The 18,040-nt window shown below is 66.0% G+C and carries 25 protein-coding genes; 5 read left to right on the plus strand and 20 right to left on the minus strand.

Going from position 1 to position 18,040, the window contains the following annotated elements; all coding sequences use genetic code 11:
- Window positions 1–4: 4 nt before the first annotated feature.
- Together nifD and nifH are read right to left on the minus strand one after the other, a co-directional pair.
- Window positions 5–1,462, minus strand: a complete 1,458-nt coding sequence (gene nifD / locus NMQ16_RS09010; RefSeq protein WP_257080234.1) for a nitrogenase molybdenum-iron protein alpha chain — start codon at window positions 1,460–1,462, stop codon at window positions 5–7.
- A gap of 116 nt (window positions 1,463–1,578) precedes the next feature.
- A complete protein-coding gene (nifH, locus tag NMQ16_RS09015; protein WP_069038340.1) occupies window positions 1,579–2,457 on the minus strand; it encodes a nitrogenase iron protein in 879 nt (292 codons plus the stop codon).
- Window positions 2,458–2,867: 410 nt separating this feature from the next.
- Here nifH and NMQ16_RS09020 point away from each other — a divergent pair, with 410 nt between their 5' ends.
- The 3 genes from NMQ16_RS09020 to NMQ16_RS09030 are packed head-to-tail and all read left to right on the plus strand — an operon-like array spanning window position 2,868 to window position 4,396.
- A complete protein-coding gene (locus tag NMQ16_RS09020; protein ID WP_257080235.1) occupies window positions 2,868–3,335 on the plus strand; it encodes a group II truncated hemoglobin in 468 nt (155 codons plus the stop codon).
- Window positions 3,316–3,909, plus strand: coding sequence for a hypothetical protein (locus tag NMQ16_RS09025; protein ID WP_257080236.1), 594 nt, complete (start codon window positions 3,316–3,318; stop codon window positions 3,907–3,909). Before NMQ16_RS09020 ends, NMQ16_RS09025 begins: the two co-directional genes overlap by 20 nt.
- Window positions 3,910–3,964: 55 nt before the next feature.
- Window positions 3,965–4,396: an ArsC/Spx/MgsR family protein gene (locus NMQ16_RS09030; protein ID WP_257080237.1), complete on the plus strand. Its 432-nt coding sequence runs from the start codon at window positions 3,965–3,967 to the stop codon at window positions 4,394–4,396.
- 154 nt (window positions 4,397–4,550) lie between these two features.
- Here the strand turns inward: NMQ16_RS09030 and NMQ16_RS09035 are convergent, their stop codons facing one another.
- A complete protein-coding gene (locus NMQ16_RS09035) occupies window positions 4,551–4,718 on the minus strand; it encodes a hypothetical protein (protein ID WP_257080238.1) in 168 nt (55 codons plus the stop codon).
- 43 nt (window positions 4,719–4,761) lie between these two features.
- Between NMQ16_RS09035 and NMQ16_RS09040 the strand changes: the two genes are divergently transcribed.
- Window positions 4,762–5,037, plus strand: coding sequence for a DUF6156 family protein (locus tag NMQ16_RS09040; protein WP_257080239.1), 276 nt, complete (start codon window positions 4,762–4,764; stop codon window positions 5,035–5,037).
- A gap of 192 nt (window positions 5,038–5,229) precedes the next feature.
- Here NMQ16_RS09040 and NMQ16_RS09045 read toward each other — a convergent pair whose 3' ends face one another.
- From NMQ16_RS09045 to NMQ16_RS09125, 17 genes are all read right to left on the minus strand, one after another.
- Entirely contained in the window at window positions 5,230–5,601 is a 372-nt protein-coding gene (locus NMQ16_RS09045; RefSeq protein ID WP_257080240.1) for a hypothetical protein, read from the minus strand.
- Between the two features lie 3 nt (window positions 5,602–5,604).
- Window positions 5,605–5,838: a hypothetical protein gene (locus NMQ16_RS09050; RefSeq protein ID WP_257080241.1), complete on the minus strand. Its 234-nt coding sequence runs from the start codon at window positions 5,836–5,838 to the stop codon at window positions 5,605–5,607.
- Between the two features lie 32 nt (window positions 5,839–5,870).
- On the minus strand, window positions 5,871–6,167 hold the full coding sequence (locus NMQ16_RS09055) for a (2Fe-2S)-binding protein (RefSeq protein ID WP_257080242.1): 297 nt from the start codon (window positions 6,165–6,167) through the stop codon (window positions 5,871–5,873).
- A gap of 35 nt (window positions 6,168–6,202) precedes the next feature.
- Window positions 6,203–7,045: an SIR2 family protein gene (locus tag NMQ16_RS09060; RefSeq protein WP_257080243.1), complete on the minus strand. Its 843-nt coding sequence runs from the start codon at window positions 7,043–7,045 to the stop codon at window positions 6,203–6,205.
- A gap of 27 nt (window positions 7,046–7,072) precedes the next feature.
- Window positions 7,073–8,221, minus strand: a complete 1,149-nt coding sequence (locus NMQ16_RS09065; protein ID WP_257080244.1) for a DegT/DnrJ/EryC1/StrS aminotransferase family protein — start codon at window positions 8,219–8,221, stop codon at window positions 7,073–7,075.
- 14 nt (window positions 8,222–8,235) lie between these two features.
- Window positions 8,236–8,499 (minus strand): hypothetical protein, encoded by a 264-nt coding sequence (locus NMQ16_RS09070; RefSeq protein ID WP_257080245.1) that lies wholly within the window; start codon window positions 8,497–8,499, stop codon window positions 8,236–8,238.
- Window position 8,500: 1 nt separating this feature from the next.
- A complete protein-coding gene (nifT, locus tag NMQ16_RS09075) occupies window positions 8,501–8,716 on the minus strand; it encodes a putative nitrogen fixation protein NifT (protein WP_069038332.1) in 216 nt (71 codons plus the stop codon).
- Between the two features lie 32 nt (window positions 8,717–8,748).
- Window positions 8,749–9,900 (minus strand): cysteine desulfurase family protein, encoded by a 1,152-nt coding sequence (locus NMQ16_RS09080; protein WP_257080246.1) that lies wholly within the window; start codon window positions 9,898–9,900, stop codon window positions 8,749–8,751.
- Window positions 9,897–10,265 carry a hypothetical protein gene (locus NMQ16_RS09085; RefSeq protein ID WP_257080247.1) on the minus strand — a complete coding sequence of 123 codons (369 nt, stop codon included), beginning with the start codon at window positions 10,263–10,265 and terminating at the stop codon, window positions 9,897–9,899. Before NMQ16_RS09085 ends, NMQ16_RS09080 begins: the two co-directional genes overlap by 4 nt.
- 18 nt (window positions 10,266–10,283) lie before the next feature.
- Window positions 10,284–10,553 (minus strand): nitrogen fixation protein NifZ, encoded by a 270-nt coding sequence (locus NMQ16_RS09090; protein WP_257080248.1) that lies wholly within the window; start codon window positions 10,551–10,553, stop codon window positions 10,284–10,286.
- Window positions 10,546–10,899, minus strand: a complete 354-nt coding sequence (locus NMQ16_RS09095; RefSeq protein WP_257080249.1) for a nitrogen fixation protein NifZ — start codon at window positions 10,897–10,899, stop codon at window positions 10,546–10,548. Before NMQ16_RS09095 ends, NMQ16_RS09090 begins: the two co-directional genes overlap by 8 nt.
- Complete coding sequence (locus tag NMQ16_RS09100; RefSeq protein WP_257080250.1) at window positions 10,892–11,689, minus strand: 4Fe4S-binding leucine-rich repeat protein; 798 nt, start codon at window positions 11,687–11,689, stop codon at window positions 10,892–10,894. Before NMQ16_RS09100 ends, NMQ16_RS09095 begins: the two co-directional genes overlap by 8 nt.
- Entirely contained in the window at window positions 11,689–12,249 is a 561-nt protein-coding gene (locus NMQ16_RS09105) for a M48 family metallopeptidase (protein ID WP_257080251.1), read from the minus strand. Before NMQ16_RS09105 ends, NMQ16_RS09100 begins: the two co-directional genes overlap by 1 nt.
- 10 nt (window positions 12,250–12,259) lie before the next feature.
- Window positions 12,260–12,682: an iron-sulfur cluster assembly accessory protein gene (locus NMQ16_RS09110; protein WP_257080252.1), complete on the minus strand. Its 423-nt coding sequence runs from the start codon at window positions 12,680–12,682 to the stop codon at window positions 12,260–12,262.
- Window positions 12,683–12,692: 10 nt separating this feature from the next.
- Complete coding sequence (locus tag NMQ16_RS09115; RefSeq protein ID WP_306441759.1) at window positions 12,693–12,947, minus strand: 4Fe-4S binding protein; 255 nt, start codon at window positions 12,945–12,947, stop codon at window positions 12,693–12,695.
- Window positions 12,948–12,951: 4 nt separating this feature from the next.
- The gene (gene nifB, locus NMQ16_RS09120) at window positions 12,952–14,526 is read right to left on the minus strand and encodes a nitrogenase cofactor biosynthesis protein NifB (RefSeq protein WP_257080253.1); all 1,575 of its coding nucleotides are present in this window, start codon (window positions 14,524–14,526) and stop codon (window positions 12,952–12,954) included.
- 203 nt (window positions 14,527–14,729) lie between these two features.
- Complete coding sequence (locus NMQ16_RS09125) at window positions 14,730–16,307, minus strand: FAD-dependent oxidoreductase (RefSeq protein ID WP_257080254.1); 1,578 nt, start codon at window positions 16,305–16,307, stop codon at window positions 14,730–14,732.
- Window positions 16,308–16,526: 219 nt separating this feature from the next.
- Here NMQ16_RS09125 and NMQ16_RS09130 point away from each other — a divergent pair, with 219 nt between their 5' ends.
- Window positions 16,527–18,038 carry a YdiU family protein gene (locus NMQ16_RS09130; RefSeq protein ID WP_257080255.1) on the plus strand — a complete coding sequence of 504 codons (1,512 nt, stop codon included), beginning with the start codon at window positions 16,527–16,529 and terminating at the stop codon, window positions 18,036–18,038.
- The last annotated feature ends 2 nt before the right edge of the window (window positions 18,039–18,040 follow it).

Here is an 18,040-nt window from a genome sequence, read left to right on the forward strand (position 1 = left end):
ATGCTTACTTCGTCTTCCAGGGCGTCTTCGACAGGCCCCAGATCGGCGAGCTGATCGCCATGTCCATGTCGCGGGCGAAGATGGCAAAGCCGTCATAGCCGTGATACGGACCCGAGTAGTCCCAGCTGTGCATCTGGCGGAACGGCACGCCCATCTTCTGGAACACGTACTTTTCCTTGATGCCGGAGCCAACCAGATCGGGCTTCACCTTCTCGACGAACTTCTCGAACTCGTGACCCGTGACGTCGTCATAGATCAGCGTGCCGTCCTTGACGTAGTGCGTGGTGCGCTGGTAGTCGTCGTTGTGGCCGAACTCGTAGCCGGTGCCGACAACTTCCATGCCCAGATCCTCGTAGGCGCCGATGACGTGACGCGGGCGCAGGCCGCCGACGAACAGCATCACCTTCTTGCCTTCGAGACGCGGACGGTACTTGTCGATGACGGCCTGCATCAGCGGCTTGTACTTGGCGATCACCTTTTCGGCGTTGGCCTTGATCGTGTCGTCGAAGTGCGCAGCGATTTCGCGCAGTGACTCCTCGATCTTGGTCGGGCCGAAGAAGTTGTACTCGACCCAGGGCACCCCGTACTTCTCTTCCATGTGCCGGCTGATGTAGTTCATCGAGCGGTAGCAGTGCAGCACATTGAGCTTGGCTTTCGGGGTGTTCTCCAGCTCTGCGATGGTGCCGTCGCCGGACCACTGGGCGATCACGCGCAGACCCATCTCTTCGAGAAGGATGCGGCTCGACCAGGCATCGCCGCCGATGTTGTAGTCGCCGATGATGGCCACGTCGTACGGCGTCGACACGAAGTCGGGGCGCTTGTCTTCGGTCTTGTCGAACACCCAGTCACGGATCGCGTCATTGGCGATGTGGTGGCCGAGCGACTGCGACACGCCGCGGAAACCTTCGCAACGCACCGGCACGATCGTGTGGCCGTCGTACTGCTTCGACTTCTTCTTGGACACCGCTTCGATGTCGTCGCCGATCAGGCCGATCGGGCACTCCGACTGCACAGTGATGCCCTTGTTCAGCGGGAACAGGTTCTGGATTTCATCCATGATGACTTCCAGCTTCTTGTCGCCGCCGAAAACGATGTCCTTCTCCTGGAAGTCGGAGGTGAATTGCATCGTCACGAAGGTGTCCACACCGGTCACGCCGATGTAGTAATTGCGTCGCGCCGCCCACGAATACTGGCCACAGCCGACCGGGCCGTGCGAAATGTGGATCATGTCCTTGATCGGACCCCACACCACGCCCTTTGAACCTGCGTAGGCGCAGCCGCGGATGGTCATCACGCCGGGCAGCGACTTGATGTTCGACTTGACGCCGCAGTCAGGCTTGCCTTCCTCGTGAACATTGAGGTGCTTGGCCCGCTTCTTGGCGGTCTTTTCCGGGTAGGCCTTCAGCACCTCTTCGATGAGAGCTGCGTTCTGGGCCTTCTTTTCGTCAATCGTCATGCTCATTTGAGTACTCCTGTACGTATCGAGAGCGGAGGGAGGAGAACCGTGGGGTCGCCGGCGGAGGCCGGGAGCCTGCGGGCTTTGCGACCCGCGGCTCCCGACCCTCGACTCTCGGTTTCTCAGGCGACTTCGGTGGCCTTCTTGCCGACCTGCGACTCGTCGATCTGCTTCATGATGCCGTGCTCCATCAGCAGGTCTTCGAGCTGGTCCATCGTGATCGGCGTCGGGATCGTGCCGTTGCCGGCGTTGGCGTGGATCTTCTCGGCCAGCGTGCGGTACTCGCCTGCCTGCTTCGAATCCGGTGCGTATTCGAGCACCGTCATGCGACGCAGTTCGGCGTGCTGCACGATGTTGTCGCGCGGTACGAAGTGGATCAGACGCGAACCGAGCATCTTGGCCAGCGACTCGGCCAGTTCCAGTTCCTTGTCGGTCTGGCGCTCGTTGCACACCAGGCCGCCGAGGCGCACGCCGCCCGAATTGGCGTACTTCAGAATGCCCTTGGAAATGTTGTTGGCCGCGTACATGGCCATCATTTCGCCCGACATCACGATGTAGATTTCCTGCGCCTTGTTCTCGCGGATGGGCATGGCGAAGCCGCCGCACACCACGTCGCCCAGCACGTCGTAGCTGACGTAGTCGACGCCGTCATAGGCACCGTTTTCCTCGAGGAAGTTGATCGAGGTGATCACGCCACGGCCGGCGCAGCCGACGCCGGGTTCCGGGCCGCCGGACTCGACGCAGCGGATGTCCTTGTAGCCGATCTTCATGACGTCCTCGAGCTCGAGGTCTTCCACCGAACCGGCTTCGGCGGCCAGCGACAGGATGGTGTCCTGTGCCTTTGCGTGCAGGATCAGGCGGGTCGAGTCGGCCTTGGGATCGCAGCCGACGATGAGGATCTTCTGGCCCAGATCCGACAGCGCGGCCAGTGTGTTTTGCGAGGTCGTCGATTTGCCGATCCCACCCTTGCCATAAAAGGCGATTTGCCGAAGTTTTGCCATTTCGATGTCACTCCTGAGTCGATGAACAGTTGGATGCCGCCGACCGTATGGTCCTTGGCGCTTACCGTGCCACCGGATGCAGCCCCTCGTGCCTTTATTGGTCTTCGTGGTTGCCACTGCGGCGAGTCATGGTCGGTGCGAGGTCACTTCAGCAACTGCCGTGCCACTCGCGTTCAACATCGCCAGAAGCCATTCCGGACGCCAGTTCTCAACGCAAGCGCGGCATCTGACGGGCCGACGGACGGATGTGACAAACGCGACATTCATCGCAGCGCTGTGCGGAATGGCCGGCTCGGCGCAAGGTCTGTCGCGAATGGCGCAAACGGCCTGCAGGTGGGCGTTGCTCATCCCGGACAGCGAGCGGGTACGGCGCTTGCTGTATGCCTGCATCAACACGCGTACCCGATACCATGGAAACCCGCCCGCCTGCATACAAGCCTGTCGCTCCCTCCGTCAGCTCAGCTTCTTCCGGCGGCAATCCCCACTTCGAGCGCATCGGTGGCGAAGCTGCGATCGAACGTCTGGTCCAGCGCTTCTATCACCACATGAGTACGCAGCCGGCGGCGGCCGGCATTCGCGCGATGCACTCGGCCGACCTGCGGTCTGTGCGCCAGATACTGGTGAACTATCTGGTCGAGTGGACCGGCGGTCCGCAGCGCTATTCGACCGAGCGCGGCCATCCTCGGCTGCGCCGCAAACACCTGGCATTTCCGATCGGCACCGCCGAACGGGATGCGTGGATGGACTGCATGCGACAGGCGCTGCAGGAAGTCGTAGACGATGCCGCGTTGCGGCAGCAGCTTGAGCAGGCTTTTTTCAAGACCGCGGATTTCATCCGCAATGATCAGGGGAACCACCATGAGCATCACCATAGCTAGCTCTGCATTTGCCACGCTGGAAAACGAGAAGCGGATGCTCAACGCCGTCTTCAAGGGGCCGACCCACAAGGCCGATCGTGTCGGCTTCCGCGGCGACATCGCGCTGAAGTTCGCGCAGCAGTTCGCCGACGAGGCGCGTCCGCCGGAAATCAGCATGGACCAGGTGATTGCCGCCGCGCACGAGGGCGAGCAGCAGATTCCCTTCCTGACCGGTTTCCTGCTGTCGTTCGAATACCTGAAGCTGCTGGCCGACGTGCTCGGCGACGCGCTGTCGCCGACCGGCAAGTACTTCCTGTTCTGCGACAACATCGACCTGTCGAAGAAGTACCAGGTGCAGTATGGCGGCGCGACCTTCTACATCCTGCCGATCGACGAGGCGACGGTGTACAACGAACTGCTCGAACTGCTGTATCTGGAAAAGACCGAACTGAAGCGGCTCGATACAGCTGGCAAGGTGGATGCCGTGGCCGACGCCGCACTCAAGTTCACCGGCAAGTTCCCGGAAGTCACGTTCGAAGAGGGCCTGAAGCTGATGGGCCCGATCCGCAACCTGTACGAGAACCGTCCAGTCTGACGCGGCTGCGCCCGGCGGAAACGCCGGGCGCCGGCCCGCCCCGTGCGGCACTGCGATGAGTCACATCGTCTTCTTCGAAAAACCCGGGTGCGGCGGCAATGCGAAGCAGAAGCAGTGGCTGCTCGACGCCGGCCATACGCTCGACGTGCGCAGCCTGCTCGCCACACAGTGGACGGAGGCCGCACTGCTGGCGTTCGTCGACGCGCTGCCGGTGGCCGACTGGTTCAATCGCGCATCGCCGCGCGTGAAGTCGGGCAGAGTCGTGCCGGAAGACGTCGATCGCGACACCGCGCTCGCTCTGCTGCTGGCCGATCCGCTGCTGATCCGCCGGCCGCTGCTGCAGGTCGGCGACGAACGCCGGGTCGGCTTTGACCCGGCAGCTATCGACACCTGGATCGGCCTCGACAGTCACGCGGCACAGCGCTCCCGCGCACAGTCCGAAGGGTGCGCGGCCGGCATGAACGAAGGCGGTTGTGCAGCACCGTGATCGGGGCGGTGCGAGCGGAGCAAGCCGGTTCGACCACCGATGTTGGGCATCGCTGCGCTCACCCCAACCTACAAACTGCAGATCGGCGCATTCCGTAGGTTGGGGTGAGCGCAGCGATGCCCAACAATCCCCTCTCGAAAGAAGTACTGCCCGCTCAATCCGGCGTCATGTCAGGCTGCAGGATCACCTCATCCGGCAGCCCGTTGTCGTTGTGCTGCACGTCGATGCCGCCCAGCGGCGAATACCCTTCATCGCCCTCGATCAGTACCGTCGCATCCGGCGGCAGGGCGCGCAGTTTCTCCATCAGCTGTCCGACATTCATTGCGGGCACCTCCTTCTCCTCACGACCATCCTGAGCTCGCGACATGAATGCAACGATCAGCCGGCAGCGCTACTTCCTGACCTATCGCGGTGTGAAGCTGCCGCTGCAGTTCGCCGAAGAACTGGCAGCCGACGCGCTGAGCAACCGCAACACCTATTTCATCGCGTCCTACGATGACGCCGGGCGCATGTTGCGTTGCGAGAAGCGGGTTTACGGCGAAGTCGAAATGAGCCATGTATATGCCTACGGCGACGACGGCCGGCTGGTGAGCGCCTGCATCACCGTAGGTGACGATGAAGCGCAGTGGATGCATTTCTGACGTTCGGATTGTTGGGCATCGCTGCGCTCACCCCAACCTACTGTTCGGGGCGGGTGTATGGAGTCCGTGCCGGTCACCGCACCCCAGTAGGTTGGGGTGAGCGCAGCGATGCCCAACATGCAAGGCATGCACCGGTTCGTAGGTTGGGGTGAGCGCAGCGATGCCCAACAACGGCCTGCTCCCGCCGTGCCGTCAATCGGCGCAGGCGGTGAACGCGAACAGCGCGGGCTGCTCTTCGCGGTACACGCGCAGCCACATCAGCGTGGCGGGCGCGAGCGAGCTGACCGCGAACCACAGCGTGCCGTCTTGATCGGCCGCTCCTTCCAGCACCCGGCGCGTGACGTCCCAGCCATCCCAGCCCAGTTCCGGCATCCGGCTGCGCGCCTCGGCGGGCAGCCCGTGCAGGCAGTCGGCGATGATTTTCAAGCGCCCGCACAGCGCACTGCGGGTCAGGCGCGAACGTTCGAAGTCCTCGCGTGCGAGCCCTTCGCCAAGGATGAGCACGTCGCTGCAGGCCTCTTCGAGGATGGCCAGCGATGCGGCACCGAACAGCGTATCGGCCAAGGCTCAGGCGCCGATGCGGTTCTCGAAGTTCAGCGCTTCGACCTTGCCGACTGCGCCGCACTTCACGCAGCGCCAGGCAGCCGAAAAGGCCTGGCCGGTACAGGCATCGTCGTAGGTCTGGCGGCAGCCGACCTGTCCGCATTCGCAGCGAAAGGTCTGGCCGTTGCACTTGCCGTTCAGGCCGGTGCGGTTGCCGAGGCACAGGCCGCGTTCGGCCTTGATGAGGTCATAGCTCATGGTGTTCTTCCTGTAATCGGTTCTTGAGAGGTTCAGACGAAGCTGAGGATTTCCACCGTCACGTTCTCTTCGCCCATCTGGGCCTGACAGGCCAGGCGCGACTTGGAACTGACGCCGACGATCTCGTCGAGCTTCGCGTTTTCGGCGCGCTGGATCTTCGACAGGCTCTTGCGTCCTTCATTGATGGCGACGTGGCATTCGCCGCATTTCGCTTCACCGTCGCACTTGCTGACCAGCTTTTCGCCGGCGGCCAGGATGGCAGCCAGCAGCGTGGTGCCGGCGGCGACTTCACGGGTGCGTCCGGACGGCATGATGGTGAGGGTGGCCATGGTGTGCTTCTCCTTTTCTGTGAGGGGGTGGGAAATCAGGCCGCTTCGCTGAGCGGTGCCATGCGGGCCGCAAATTCAGCCAGCGACATGTCGATGCGGGTGATGTTCTGTTCGGCCAGAAATTTCGCTTCCATGCGCGTCGGCTCCTCGGACAGCAGCGCCCAGTGCGTGTCGCTCGAACGCTTCATGATCTGGCGTGCGAAGGTGCGCGTGAGCTGGTCGTTGAAGCGGCAGCCGATGAACAGGAAGTGGCGGCCGGTGCGCAGCGCCTGGATCTCGGCCGGGATCGGTGTCTGGATGTCGATCTCCGTCAGCACTTCGACATAGTCGGAGTCCGACACCAGGTAGTTGCCGGCCGGGTTGCTGCTGCCGATCGGCTTGTACAGGATGGTCTGCCAGTCCGGTGTGCGGTCGGGCAGCGGATTGCCGTCGCTGTCGTACCAGCCGGTCCAGGTGCCGAAGTGTTCGGACTGCGACAGACCCTGCACCTCGCCCCACTTTACGCCGGCCGCCTGCAGCGCCGCCGCCATCGCTTCGTCGTACCAGGTGTCGACGATCAGCGGTACGCCGAGCGATGCCAGCCAGCTGTGCATGGCCGAGTAGTGCGGCGCCGCGGCGAATGCGGTATTCATCTGGTCGACCAGCGTCTTGCGGTGCTTGAAGTTTTCGATGAACTGCGCCGCCTGGGTCAGCCGGCCGCGGATCTTGTGCGGCACCGACACCTTCGCCGTGAGCAGCGCAACCAGCGCTTCGGGTGAGCCCGGCACGGCGTAGTCGGGCACCAGCGACAGCACGTGCTGGCCCAGGTAGGGCACGATGCGGCCTGCGCGCAGGCCATGTTCGAGTTCGGCGGGCAGATCGGTGAGAGTGCGGGTCATGATGGGTCCTCGAGCGATGCGTCGGGTTCAGTAGATGGCGGCGCCGGCGCCGACATTGGTCGCCGCGTCCTTCAGCGTCTTCACCACGAAGCGAACTTCGTCCTCTTCGATGAAGCCGTGGAAGGGCAGCGCCAGCGAGCGGTCGCCGATGCGGTCGGTGTTCTTCAGCTGGCCGCGTTTGTAGCCGTACTGCTGGTAGTGGAACTGGTGGTGCAGCGGCCGGCAGTAGGCGGCCACCTCGATCGCTTCGGTGTCGAGGTCCTCGACCAGCTGCGCGCGCGCGCTCAGCGTGAAGCGCTTGCCCAGATGCACGACGTAGAGCATCCAGTGCACCTCGTCGACATCCTGCGCCAGGTAGGGCGGCTTGATGCCTTCGAAGGTCTGCATCTGCTGGTGGTACCAGACTTCGACCTGCTTGCGCCGGGCATGGATTTCGTCGATGCGTTCGGCCTGCGCGATGCCGATGGCGGCCGCGATGTCGCTCATGTTGGCGGCCAGCGGCACGCGGCTGCCGACCGACACCGAGTTACGGTCGGCCAACGCATGCGAGCGCAGGTAGCGCAGTTCGCTGGCGAGCTTCGCATCGTCGGTGAGCACCATGCCGCCTTCGCCGCAGTTCAGCGCCAGCGGCTGCGAAAAGTCGAAGATGGACATGTCGCCGAACGTACCGACCAGCTGGCCCATGTAGCGCGAGCCGATGGCTTCGGTCGAATCCTCGATCAGCGCGATGGCGTGCCGGTCGGCCAGTGCGCGCAGTTCGGCCCAAGCAGCCGGATGACCGTTGCAGTTGTTGGCCAGGATGGCGCGCGTGCGCGGCGTGATCGCATCGGCCACGGCCTGCGGCGCGACAGCGCCCGACCAGTAGTCGATGTCGGCCAGCACCGGCGTCGCGCCGGCATGCACGATGGCGTTGGCCACGTGGTGCCAGCTGTAGGCGCTGGCGATCACCTCGTCGCCCGGGCCGATGCCGAGCGCGCGCAGCGCCAGCCACGCGCCCATCATGCCGCTCGACACGGCCACCGCGTACTTGCGCGCGTGCAGGTCGGCGAACACCGATTCGAAGGCCTCCACCATCGGACCGCCGGACAGCCGGCCCGAATCCATGACCTGCGCCACCAGCTGCGCTTCGCGCGCGCCGAGGTCGGCAATCGAAAGAGGAATCCAGTCGCTGTCCATGGGCGTCTCCGGCGTCAGGGGTTCTGCGTCAGCACGATGCCGTCGGCGACCAGCGGATCGCTGGTCACCGACCAGCAGTGGCCGTCCGTGTGCATCAGGAAGAGGTCGCGATCGCCGATGCGCAGCGCCGGTGTTTCGCCACGCATGTCGAAGGCGTCGACGGTCGACGCGCGCAGGCCGGGAATCACCCGGCGCACGCCGTCGACTGCCTCGCGCAGGCTGGCGGCGGCAAGCGTGATGCGCGCCACCTGCGTCAGTTGTTCGGCGTCGAGTCCCATGTCAGTCGCGCCCCCCGGTGAGCCGGGCCTCGACGGTGATCGGCAGCCGCGTGTCGGCCGCCATCTCCGGCAGATCCAGCGTCCAGCCGTTGGCCAGCGTGATCTGGCCGCCCCACATGTCGGGCCGTTCCATCTGCACGATCGGCTCTTCGAGGTCCTTCTTCGGCACGTAGAGCGACAGTTCTCCCTTGCTGCTCTTGCGGATCATCACTTTCATTGCCGGCTCCGTTCAGGATGGTTCATCGATGGTCAGTGGGTGGTCGCGGCAGCGGCGGCCGACGGCTGTTGCGGTGCGAGCGAGGACAGCGCCTGGATGACGCGGGCGATCTGTTCCGCGTCGTTGCCACGGCCGAGCGACAGCCGCACGGCGCCGAGCGCATCGGCGGCCGATACGCCCATCGCGCGCAGCACGTGAGATGCTTCGGTGCCGCCGGACGAACAGGCCGCGCCGGAAGAGGCGAAGATGCCCTGTCGCTCCAAACAGTCGAGTACGCGGTCGGCCGACAGACCGGCGATGGCCAGCATCAGCGTGTTCGGCAGCCGAGGAGATGCGGCGCCGAACACGGTCAGACCGGGCAGCATTTCGCGCAGGGCGGCTTCGAGCGTGTCGCGCAGCGCGCCCAGGCGCAGCCCGTCCGGCTGCATCGTTGCGCGGGCTGCCCTTGCTGCCACCGCAAAGCCGGCGATACCCGGCATGTTTTCGGTGCCGCCGCGCCGGCCGCGTTCCTGCTGGCCGGACAGCAGCGGCGGCCAGCTCAGTCCCTTGCGCACGATGAGCGCGCCGCAGCCCTTCGGACCGCCGAACTTGTGCGCCGACATCGACATCAGGTCGGCACCCCAGGCGGCGAAGTCGAGCGGCAACTTGCCGGCCATCTGTGTGGCGTCGACATGGAAGGGCACGCCGGCGGCGCGCGCCTGTGCGGCGATGTCGGTCACCGGCTGCAGCACGCCGGTTTCATTGTTGGCAGTCATCACCGACAACAGCGCCGCGGGCTGGGTCAGCGCCGTCGCCAGTGCATCCAGCTGCAGCCGACCCTGGCCATCCACCGGCAGCAGTTCGACTGCAATGCCGACTTCACGCAGCCGCAGCGCGGCCTTCATGAAGCCGCTGTGTTCAGTCGCCGACAGCAGCACGCGCGGTGCTGCGCCGGCACGGGACAGTGCACCGCTGAGCGCGTGGTGATTGGCTTCGGTGGCGCCGCTGGTGAACACCACCTCGACCGGCTGCGCACCTGCCAGCGCGGCCACTTCGGCGCGTGCCTGCGCCAGTGCGCCGCGCGCCTGCTGACCGAATCCATGCTTCGACGAAGGGTTGCCCCAGCCGCTGCGCAGGCAGTCGGTCACCGCTTCGATCACTTCCGGCAGTGGCGGCGTGGTGGCGTTGTGGTCGAGATAGATCATGGCCAGAACACCCGTTGCGGGTCCTCGCACAGCACGTCGAGCAGGGCGTCCAGCCGGACGCCCTTCGAGTGCCTGACCCAGCTCGCGCTGGCATGGTCGCGCCGGCTCAGCGTCCAGCCGCCGCCCGTGCGTTGCAGCAGCGCAATGTCGATGACGCCGCCGTCCGGATCGACATTGCGCGAACAGCACGGACTGGTGACCACCCAGCCGTCGTCCGAAGCCTGCACGTCGGGCCGCACGTAGCGGTAGCGCTCGCGCCGCTCCAGTGCACGCAGCACGCGTCGGCGCAGCAGTTCGCTCTCGGCGACCACGGCGTGCGGTGCGTGCTGCGGCTGCCGGGCGGGCGGGCGGGTGCGCGGGTTCATTGGGCGGACGCGCGGCGGTCAGGCCGGCGCGATTTCCTCTTCGAGCACACCGACCACACAGGGTCGCGGCTTGTCGTCGGTGCCCACCGGACCGTCGGCGAATTCGACCATGTAGACCGGCAGGTTGGCTTCTTCGTGATGCCCGATCTGTACGATTTCGCCGGTCGAACCTTCGGCCACCAGCAGGGCGTCGAGCGGCACCTCCGGGTGCGAGCCATCGTTGAACAGATCGGTCAGCGCCGTGACGCGCTGACCCCATTCGAATTTCGGTTCGCGCAGTTCAAACACGTTCGTCTCCCGCCTTGATGGCCGCCAATTGCGTGACACGATCGCCGAGTATCTCGATCACGTGCGGCGGCAGGTTGTCGAGCGATACCAGTTCGCGACCGCGCATGCCGACGCGATGGCCGGTACCGAGGAACTCGACCGCATAGATGTAGTACTGCTGCAGGAAGGTGCCGATCGAGGTGACGAATCCGACGTCCCCCTTCTTGGCCAGCACCTCGCCGATGTCCTTGCCGCAATACGTTCCGTCGTTGCGGATCGTGAACCGGCTGACCACTTTTTCGCCGTACTGGAAGATCGGGTCGGCGGTCAGTTCGACCGTGTCGCTGTCGCGGCTGATGTCACTCATGCTGTGCTCCCGTCTGCTGGTCCAGTGTCTTCAGGCGCGCGAGCGCTTCTTCGCGCACCTCCGCCTCCTCGTCGCCTTGCGCCATCAGGCGAGCAAGCTCGCGGCCGGCGCGCTGCGCCACTTCCCAGCGCACTTCCCACGCCGGGTCGTGCGCCATGCGGTACAGCTGCGCCACCGGCAGCCGCGCCACCACCTCGCGCCGCACCGCGATCTCGCGGTCGTCGCACATGCGCAGCAGCGCCGGCATGCCGACCCGCTTGACCGCTTCGAGCCGCACCTCCCACTCACGGTCATCGAGCATCCGCGGGACCAGCGCTTCGGGCAGCCGGCGCGCCACCAGCTTGCGCACGTAGTAGTCGTCGTCGTTGGCCATCGCCAGCAGTTCGCGTCCTTCCAGGCGCATCGCCACGCGGATGCGCACTTCGCGATGCGGGTCGTTGCGCAGGCGCACCGCCTGCGTCAGCGGCAGGCGCACGGCCACCGACAGGCGCACCGTTTCGTCCTCGTCGTCGATCAGCGGCTGCAGGTGGAATACGTCGGCCTGCCGGCAGGCGATGGCGCGCACTTCGAAATACGGGTGCGCCAGGTAGTCGTTGCTGACCTCCGGATTCCAGCGGAAGAAGCGATCGATGCGCTTGGCATAGCGGTCCTGCACGCAGGCGTGGCCGCGCTCGCAGCGGATCAGTTCGCTGCGCGTGCCACAGGTCGTGCAGTCGAGCGGTACGCCGTGCCAGTCGACCGGCGGAATGTCGTCCTCGACGCCGACCGGATCCGTGGGTCCGGTGATCATCACGCCTCCACCCGGCTTGCCTTGGCCACGTCCGGGCAGTCCTCGTAGCCGATGTCGTCGCGTCCCATGCGGGCGAGCACGTCGTCAAGCACGCGGTGACCGACCCGGTTGGCCGGGTCCAGTTCGGCCAGTCGGGCGAGTGCGGCGCGACCGGTGTCGTGGTCGCCCAGACGCAGGTTCAGATAGGCAAAGCCCTTCAGCGAAAACAGATAGAAGCGCGGCAGCGGCTCGAGTGCGCCGAAGCGCGCGTCCGCGCCCACCTGCCGCCAGTCGGACGGCAGCCCGAGAGCGGCCGACGCCATGGCGAGTGCGCGCAGCGAAACGGCAAGTGCCTCGTCCAGCCGGTTGCCGTAGAAGTGGAAGCGGTACAGCGCGATCAGCGTGGCCGGATGGTGCGGCGCCAGTGCGTGGGCCTGATCGAGCAGCGCGAGCGCTTCTTCGACCTGGCCCCGGATGAGGCCGGCACGACCGATCAGGCGCTCGGCTTCGGCGGGCAGGCCGCCGCCGAGCACCGCCAGATCGAAGTCGGCGATGTCATCCGTTTGCCTCTCCGACCACATCGCAGTGCCCTCAGCCGCGCCGGATCGCGTCGATGCCGACCGACACGACGCCGGGCATCGCGTGGCTGTCGCCATGACCGCTGGCGTGGCTGTGCGTCGCCTGCGCACCGGTCGAACTGCTGCTGCACGCGCACGGGGCCTGATTCGGGTTGATGAAGGTCAAGCCGCTCTTGGTCGGGGTGTCCGAGAAATCGATCGTCACGCCTTCGAGCAGCAGGCGCGATTCGGCCGGCAGGAAGAGGCGTACGCCGGAGGTCTCGACCAGCGCATCGCCCGCCTGCAGCTGGGCCTCGACGGTGAACTCCGAATTGAAGCCGGAGCAGCCGCCCGCGCTGACCTGCAGGCGGAAGCCGGCGCCTTCGGGCTCGCCGGAGAAGCGCACCATGCGCGACATGAACTTTGCTGCTGCGGGTGTCAGGGTTACGTTTGTCATGGGTCTTTCCTTACGCTGCAAGGGGAAGAATGCAATGGTCGACCGGACACACCGCCACACATTGCGATGTGTCGTAGTCGCCTTCGCATTCCGTGCATTTATCGGGGTCGATGATGAAGATGTTCTTTTTTTCGCTGATGGCTTCGTTCGGACATTCCGGCTCGCAGGCCGAACAGCCGGTACAGAGGTCGGCGATGATCTTGAGCGACATGGTGATCTCCCTTCGGAAGTGACCGCGGCACGCTGCCGCGGTCGCGTGGGTCATCGGGTCATGCGGCGGCCGTGAATGCGCCCTGGCGGATCGATGCGTCGCCGCGCGCCACATGCACCGTCTCGCCGCGTGCGACGCGCCCGGTGTAGTCAGCGAACCACGACAGCGCGGCCTTCTCGATGAATTCATCGACGTAGTTGTCGACCGGTTCGATGCCGGCGGTCTTCAGCTCGTCGCGCGGGCAGGCGCCGATCTTCGACACCAGCACGGCGTGGCAGTCGTTGATCGCGGTGACGATGGACGGCAGCTTTTCGTCTTCGCCGTAGCCGCCCTGGCAGAACAGGTCCACCCGGCGGTGACCGACGAACAGCGCCTCACCGGCCGACACTTCGAAGATCTGGAATTCGTCGGCGTGGCCGAAGTGCTGGTTCACCCGGCCACCACCGGTGGTGGCCACAGCGACCAGCACCTTGATGCCGTCGGCGGCACCGGCGTCCTGCGTCGCGGCGAGCGCCTCGACCTTGGCGGCATGCTGAGCCTGGCGTTCAGCCTCGACGCGATCCTGGTAGCTGCGGCGGCGATCGAGGTCGTACACCACTTCCATCTCTTCGATCTTGTCGAGCGTGAATTCCTCGCTGCGGTCTTCGCCGAGCAGGCCGACCGCGTCGGCGCGGCACTGCCGGCAATGCCGCATCAGGTTGGCGCCGCCCATGCAGGCGTCCTGCACTGCCTTCAGTTCCTGCGCCGTCGGGCCGCGCTGGCCGGTCAGGCCGAACACCGTGCCGTGCTCGGCTTCCGAAATCAGCGGCATGATGTTGTGCAGGAAGGCGCCGCGCTTCTTCACCTCGCGGTTCACCTCGATCAGGTGTTCGTCGTTGATGCCGGGGATCAGCACCGAATTGATCTTGGTCAGCACGCCGCGCGCGGTCAGCATTTCCAGTCCGAGCATCTGCTGCTGGTGCAGGATGGTCGCCGCCTCTACGCCGGTGACGCGGCGGTGGTCCCAGAAGATCCACGGATAGATCTTGGCGCCCACTTCGGGATCGACCATGTTGATCGTGATGGTCACGTGGTCGATGTTGTACTTGCAGATTTCATCGACCAGACCGGGCAGCGCGAGGCCGTTGGTGGACAGGCACAGCTTGATGTCCGGCGCCTGTTCCTGAAGCATGCGGAAGGTTTCGAAGGTCTTCTTCGGGCTGGCCAGTGAATCGCCCGGGCCGGCGATGCCGAGCACCGTCATCTGCGGGATTTCGCTGGCGACCGCGACCACCTTCTTCACCGCCTGCTCCGGCGTAAGCTTCTGCGACACGACGCCCGGGCGCGATTCGTTCGAACAGTCGTACTTGCGGTTGCAGTAGTTGCACTGGATGTTGCAGGCCGGCGCCACCGCTACATGCATGCGGGCGTAGTGGTGATGCGCTTCTTCCGAATAACAGGGGTGATTCTTGACCTTGTTCCAGACGTCGGCCGGCATGTCGTCCGGACCGTCGGAGGTACCGCAACTGGCCTTTCCCTCGCCGCCGGAGGTACCGCAGCCGGCGTGGGCGGGCGCCTCGACCGGCTCGGCCAGCGCATTGCGGTTGGATTTCAGGGCATCCAGACTGACGTAACTCGCTGCTGCACTTTGCATGACGAACTCCTTGTTCTGCTGACGCGCCAATGGGCAATCAGGGCGATCCGGGCGAATGGGGCTGGCAGGTTTCTTTTAGCCATTTCCGTGCCACCGACGGTTTTCCTTTTTATTCAACTGCTTGGCCTGCTTAGCGCGGCGTGGCTGGAACCTTACGCTTGCGACAAACCCCACACTTGCGCGGTGCGGGTGCGACACGCCCATCAATGCAGCGCCCTGGGGTTGTCCGCCTTGTCGAGCAGCAGTGCATTGACCGATTGCGCGAAGGCGCGCCAGGCAAGTGCGAGATCGCGCCGGATTTCATGCCGGTAACGCGCCGACGGCTGGGCCTCGTCCGGGAAGTTCGAGAGCGCACAGGAGGTGCCGTTGTGCTTCAGCGCTTCGCCCAGCAATGCGTCGCTGAGGCCGGAGAAGGGCGCCAGCACGGCAGGTGTCAAGACGGAGCGGCCCTGTTCGACGGCGACGCCACGCGTGTCGAAGGACAGGGTGACGAGTTCGGCCAGTGCGTCGGCATACAGCTGATCGATCACGTCGAGCAGCACGTTGCGCGTCAGGTCCTCGCTCTGCTGCGCCGCCAGTGCGCGCGCTATGCGCTGCCGGTACAGATTGGCGCACAGCCTGCGCTGCCCGGCCACCCAGTCGGTGAAGTGGCGCACGCTGCCTTCGTTGGCCGGTGACAGGAGCGCGTGCGAGGTCGCCGCGCGCGCCAGCAGGCGGTTGGCGATGCGCGTCGCGGCGTCGAGTGCGCCTTCCAGATAACCTGCGCCGCGCGCCGCGGTTTCGCTGCCACCCAGCAGCAATCGACCCTCCCAGCGGTCGGCGGCCAGCGCCTCGCAACCGTCCTCCGGGTGCTGACTCGGGGCGGCCGCGTCGCGCGCGCTGCAGGTCAGCGGTTCGTTCGCCCAGTCGCGCAGGTGCAGCTCACCTTCGTCGGCAGGCGGACCGAACAGCTGCGCCAGCTGACTGCGCACCAGCAGTTCCAGCGAAGCGGCGTAGGTCCTGCGCTGCGCGGGCGACAGCGCGACGAAGCCGCCGAGCGCCGCGGCGTCGCTGCGTTCGTCGCAGGCGTCGAAGATTTCAGCCAGCACCGCCTGCGGATGCGACACGAAGGCGTTGCCCGACAGACCGGTATCACGCCAGAAGGCATGGCGGTAGCGCATCGCGGCCTTGGCCTGGGCGGACATCCAGGTCGGCGTGTCCTGCAGCGCCTGCATCAGCGGCGCGTCGAGCACGGGTTCGAAGGCGATGTGCTCGGCCACCAGCCGCGGCGGCATCGCCAGCACCACGTGTCGCGCAGCAATGACGAAGTCCTCCTGCGGGCTGCGGCAGTGCGCCTCGACGAAGTCGCCGCGGTCGACCAGTCGCAGCAGCCTGCAGCCGGTGCGCAGGCGGTCCGGCGCAAGCCCATGCACCAGCGCGGAGACAATGGCGCCCATGCCGCCGGAGACGCGGTGCGCGCCGTTGTGCACGCCATCCTGGGCCAGCGGTTCAGGGCTCGAATCCGTGCTGGCCAGATGCAGGATGACGCCGCTGTCGTGCTGCGCATGGCCGTCGAGCCCGAGTTCGGCGAGAAGCTTCACCATGCGCGGCTGCGTCTGCGGCCAGTACCAGCCGGGTCCAAGATCGAGTGCTGCCGTGCCGGCCGCGCCCGGCACGGTTTCGATGCGCCCGCCCGCGCGGGGCCGCGCATCGATCAGCAGAAAGTCGCGTCCGGCCGATTGCAGCCGGCCGGCGATGCTCAGGCCGCACAGTCCGGCGCCGACGATCAGGGTATCCAGCATGGTGCGGTCCTCCGGGTAGCAATCAGATGCATCGGGTTCAGCAAGCATCGTTCCACGGCGCCTTGTCGCGCCGCATGGCGGCGCTGCGGGGGCGACCGAAGGACGCGACGTCGACTTTGTCGCGTTTGGCGCATCGCCACCGCGCATTCGCAATGCAATCGTCCGCTTCCCCAGCGTGCGCGATTCTTGCTAGGTCACTGCGATGACAGCAGGCACGACATGAACGCACCCCTCACCCATCCGCCCGGCCTTGCACTGGAAGCGCTCGCCTTCGACAACCGCTACGCAAGGTTGCCAGCCGCCTTTCATTCGCGGCTGGCGCCGTCGCCGCTGCCGTCGCCGCATCTGGTGGCGGCGAGCGACGATGCGGCGGCGCTGATCGGCCTCGACGTCGCGCAGAGGATGCGGCCGGAATTCGTCGACGCCTTCGCCGGCAACGCGCTGCTGCGCGGTAGCGAACCGCTGGCGGCGGTCTATGGCGGGCACCAGTTCGGCAGCTGGTCGGGGCGCCTGGGCGATGGTCGCGCCCACCTGCTCGGTGGCGTGCGCACGCCGTCGGGTCCCCTTGAGCTGCAACTCAAGGGGGCGGGACCGACACCGTATTCGCGCTTCGCCGACGGGCGTGCGGTGCTGCGTTCGTCGATCCGCGAATTCCTCTGTTCCGAGGCGATGGCCGCGCTCGGCATACCGACCACGCGCGCGCTGTGCGTCATCGGCTCGTCGCTGCCGGTGCAGCGTGAAACGATGGAAACGGCTGCGGTGGTGACGCGCATCGCGCCGACCTTCGTGCGCTTCGGCAGTTTCGAGTACTTCGCCGACAAGGACGATGTCGCCAGCCTGCGCACGCTGGCCGATCACGTGATCGACGATTTCCTGCCGCATCTGCGCGATGCGCCGAAGCCGTTCGAAGCGCTGCTGGCCGACGTCGCGCGCCGCACCGGCGAGCTGATCGCGCACTGGCAGGCGATCGGCTTCATGCATGGCGTGATGAACACCGACAACATGTCCATCCTCGGGCTGACGCTGGACTACGGTCCGTTCGGCTTCATGGAAGCCTTCGACGCCGGGCATATCTGCAATCACTCCGACACGTACGGGCGCTACGCCTTCCGTGCGCAGCCGCGCATCGGCCTGTGGAACCTGTATGTGCTGGCCGACGCGCTGGGGCCGCTGATCGGCCATCCCGACGTCACGCGTACGCTGGTCGACGATCACTACACGCCGGCCTTCGACGCGTACTTCGCGCAACGGATGCGGGCCCGCCTCGGCCTGGCGACGGCGCAGCCCGGCGATGCCGACTTCATCGGCGCCACCCTCGGCCTGCTGCAACTGCAGCGCATCGACTACACGCTGTTCTTCCGCGCGCTCTCAGGCCTGCCCGGAGCGGTTCTGCGCGACGCGCGCGCCGTCATTGACGCGCCGCTGCGTGACCTGTTCGCCGACCGCGAGGCGTGCGATGCCTGGCTGCTCGGCTGGCGCGCGCGACTCGCTCGCGAAGGCAGTCGCGATGCGGTGCGCAAGCCGGCGATGCGCGCGGTCAATCCGCGCTACGTGCTGCGCAACTGGATGGCCGAGGCGGCGCTCCGCCGCGCGCGCGAGGGCGATTTCGGCGAAGTGCGCGCCGTGTTCGACTGCCTGCGCCGGCCTTTCGACGACCAGCCGGACTGTGCCCGCTACGCCGCACCACCGCCGGACTGGGCGGCCGGCATGTCGGTCAGCTGTTCGAGCTGACA

This window comes from Methyloversatilis sp. XJ19-49, from assembly GCF_024580145.1.
Classification (GTDB): domain Bacteria; phylum Pseudomonadota; class Gammaproteobacteria; order Burkholderiales; family Rhodocyclaceae; genus Methyloversatilis.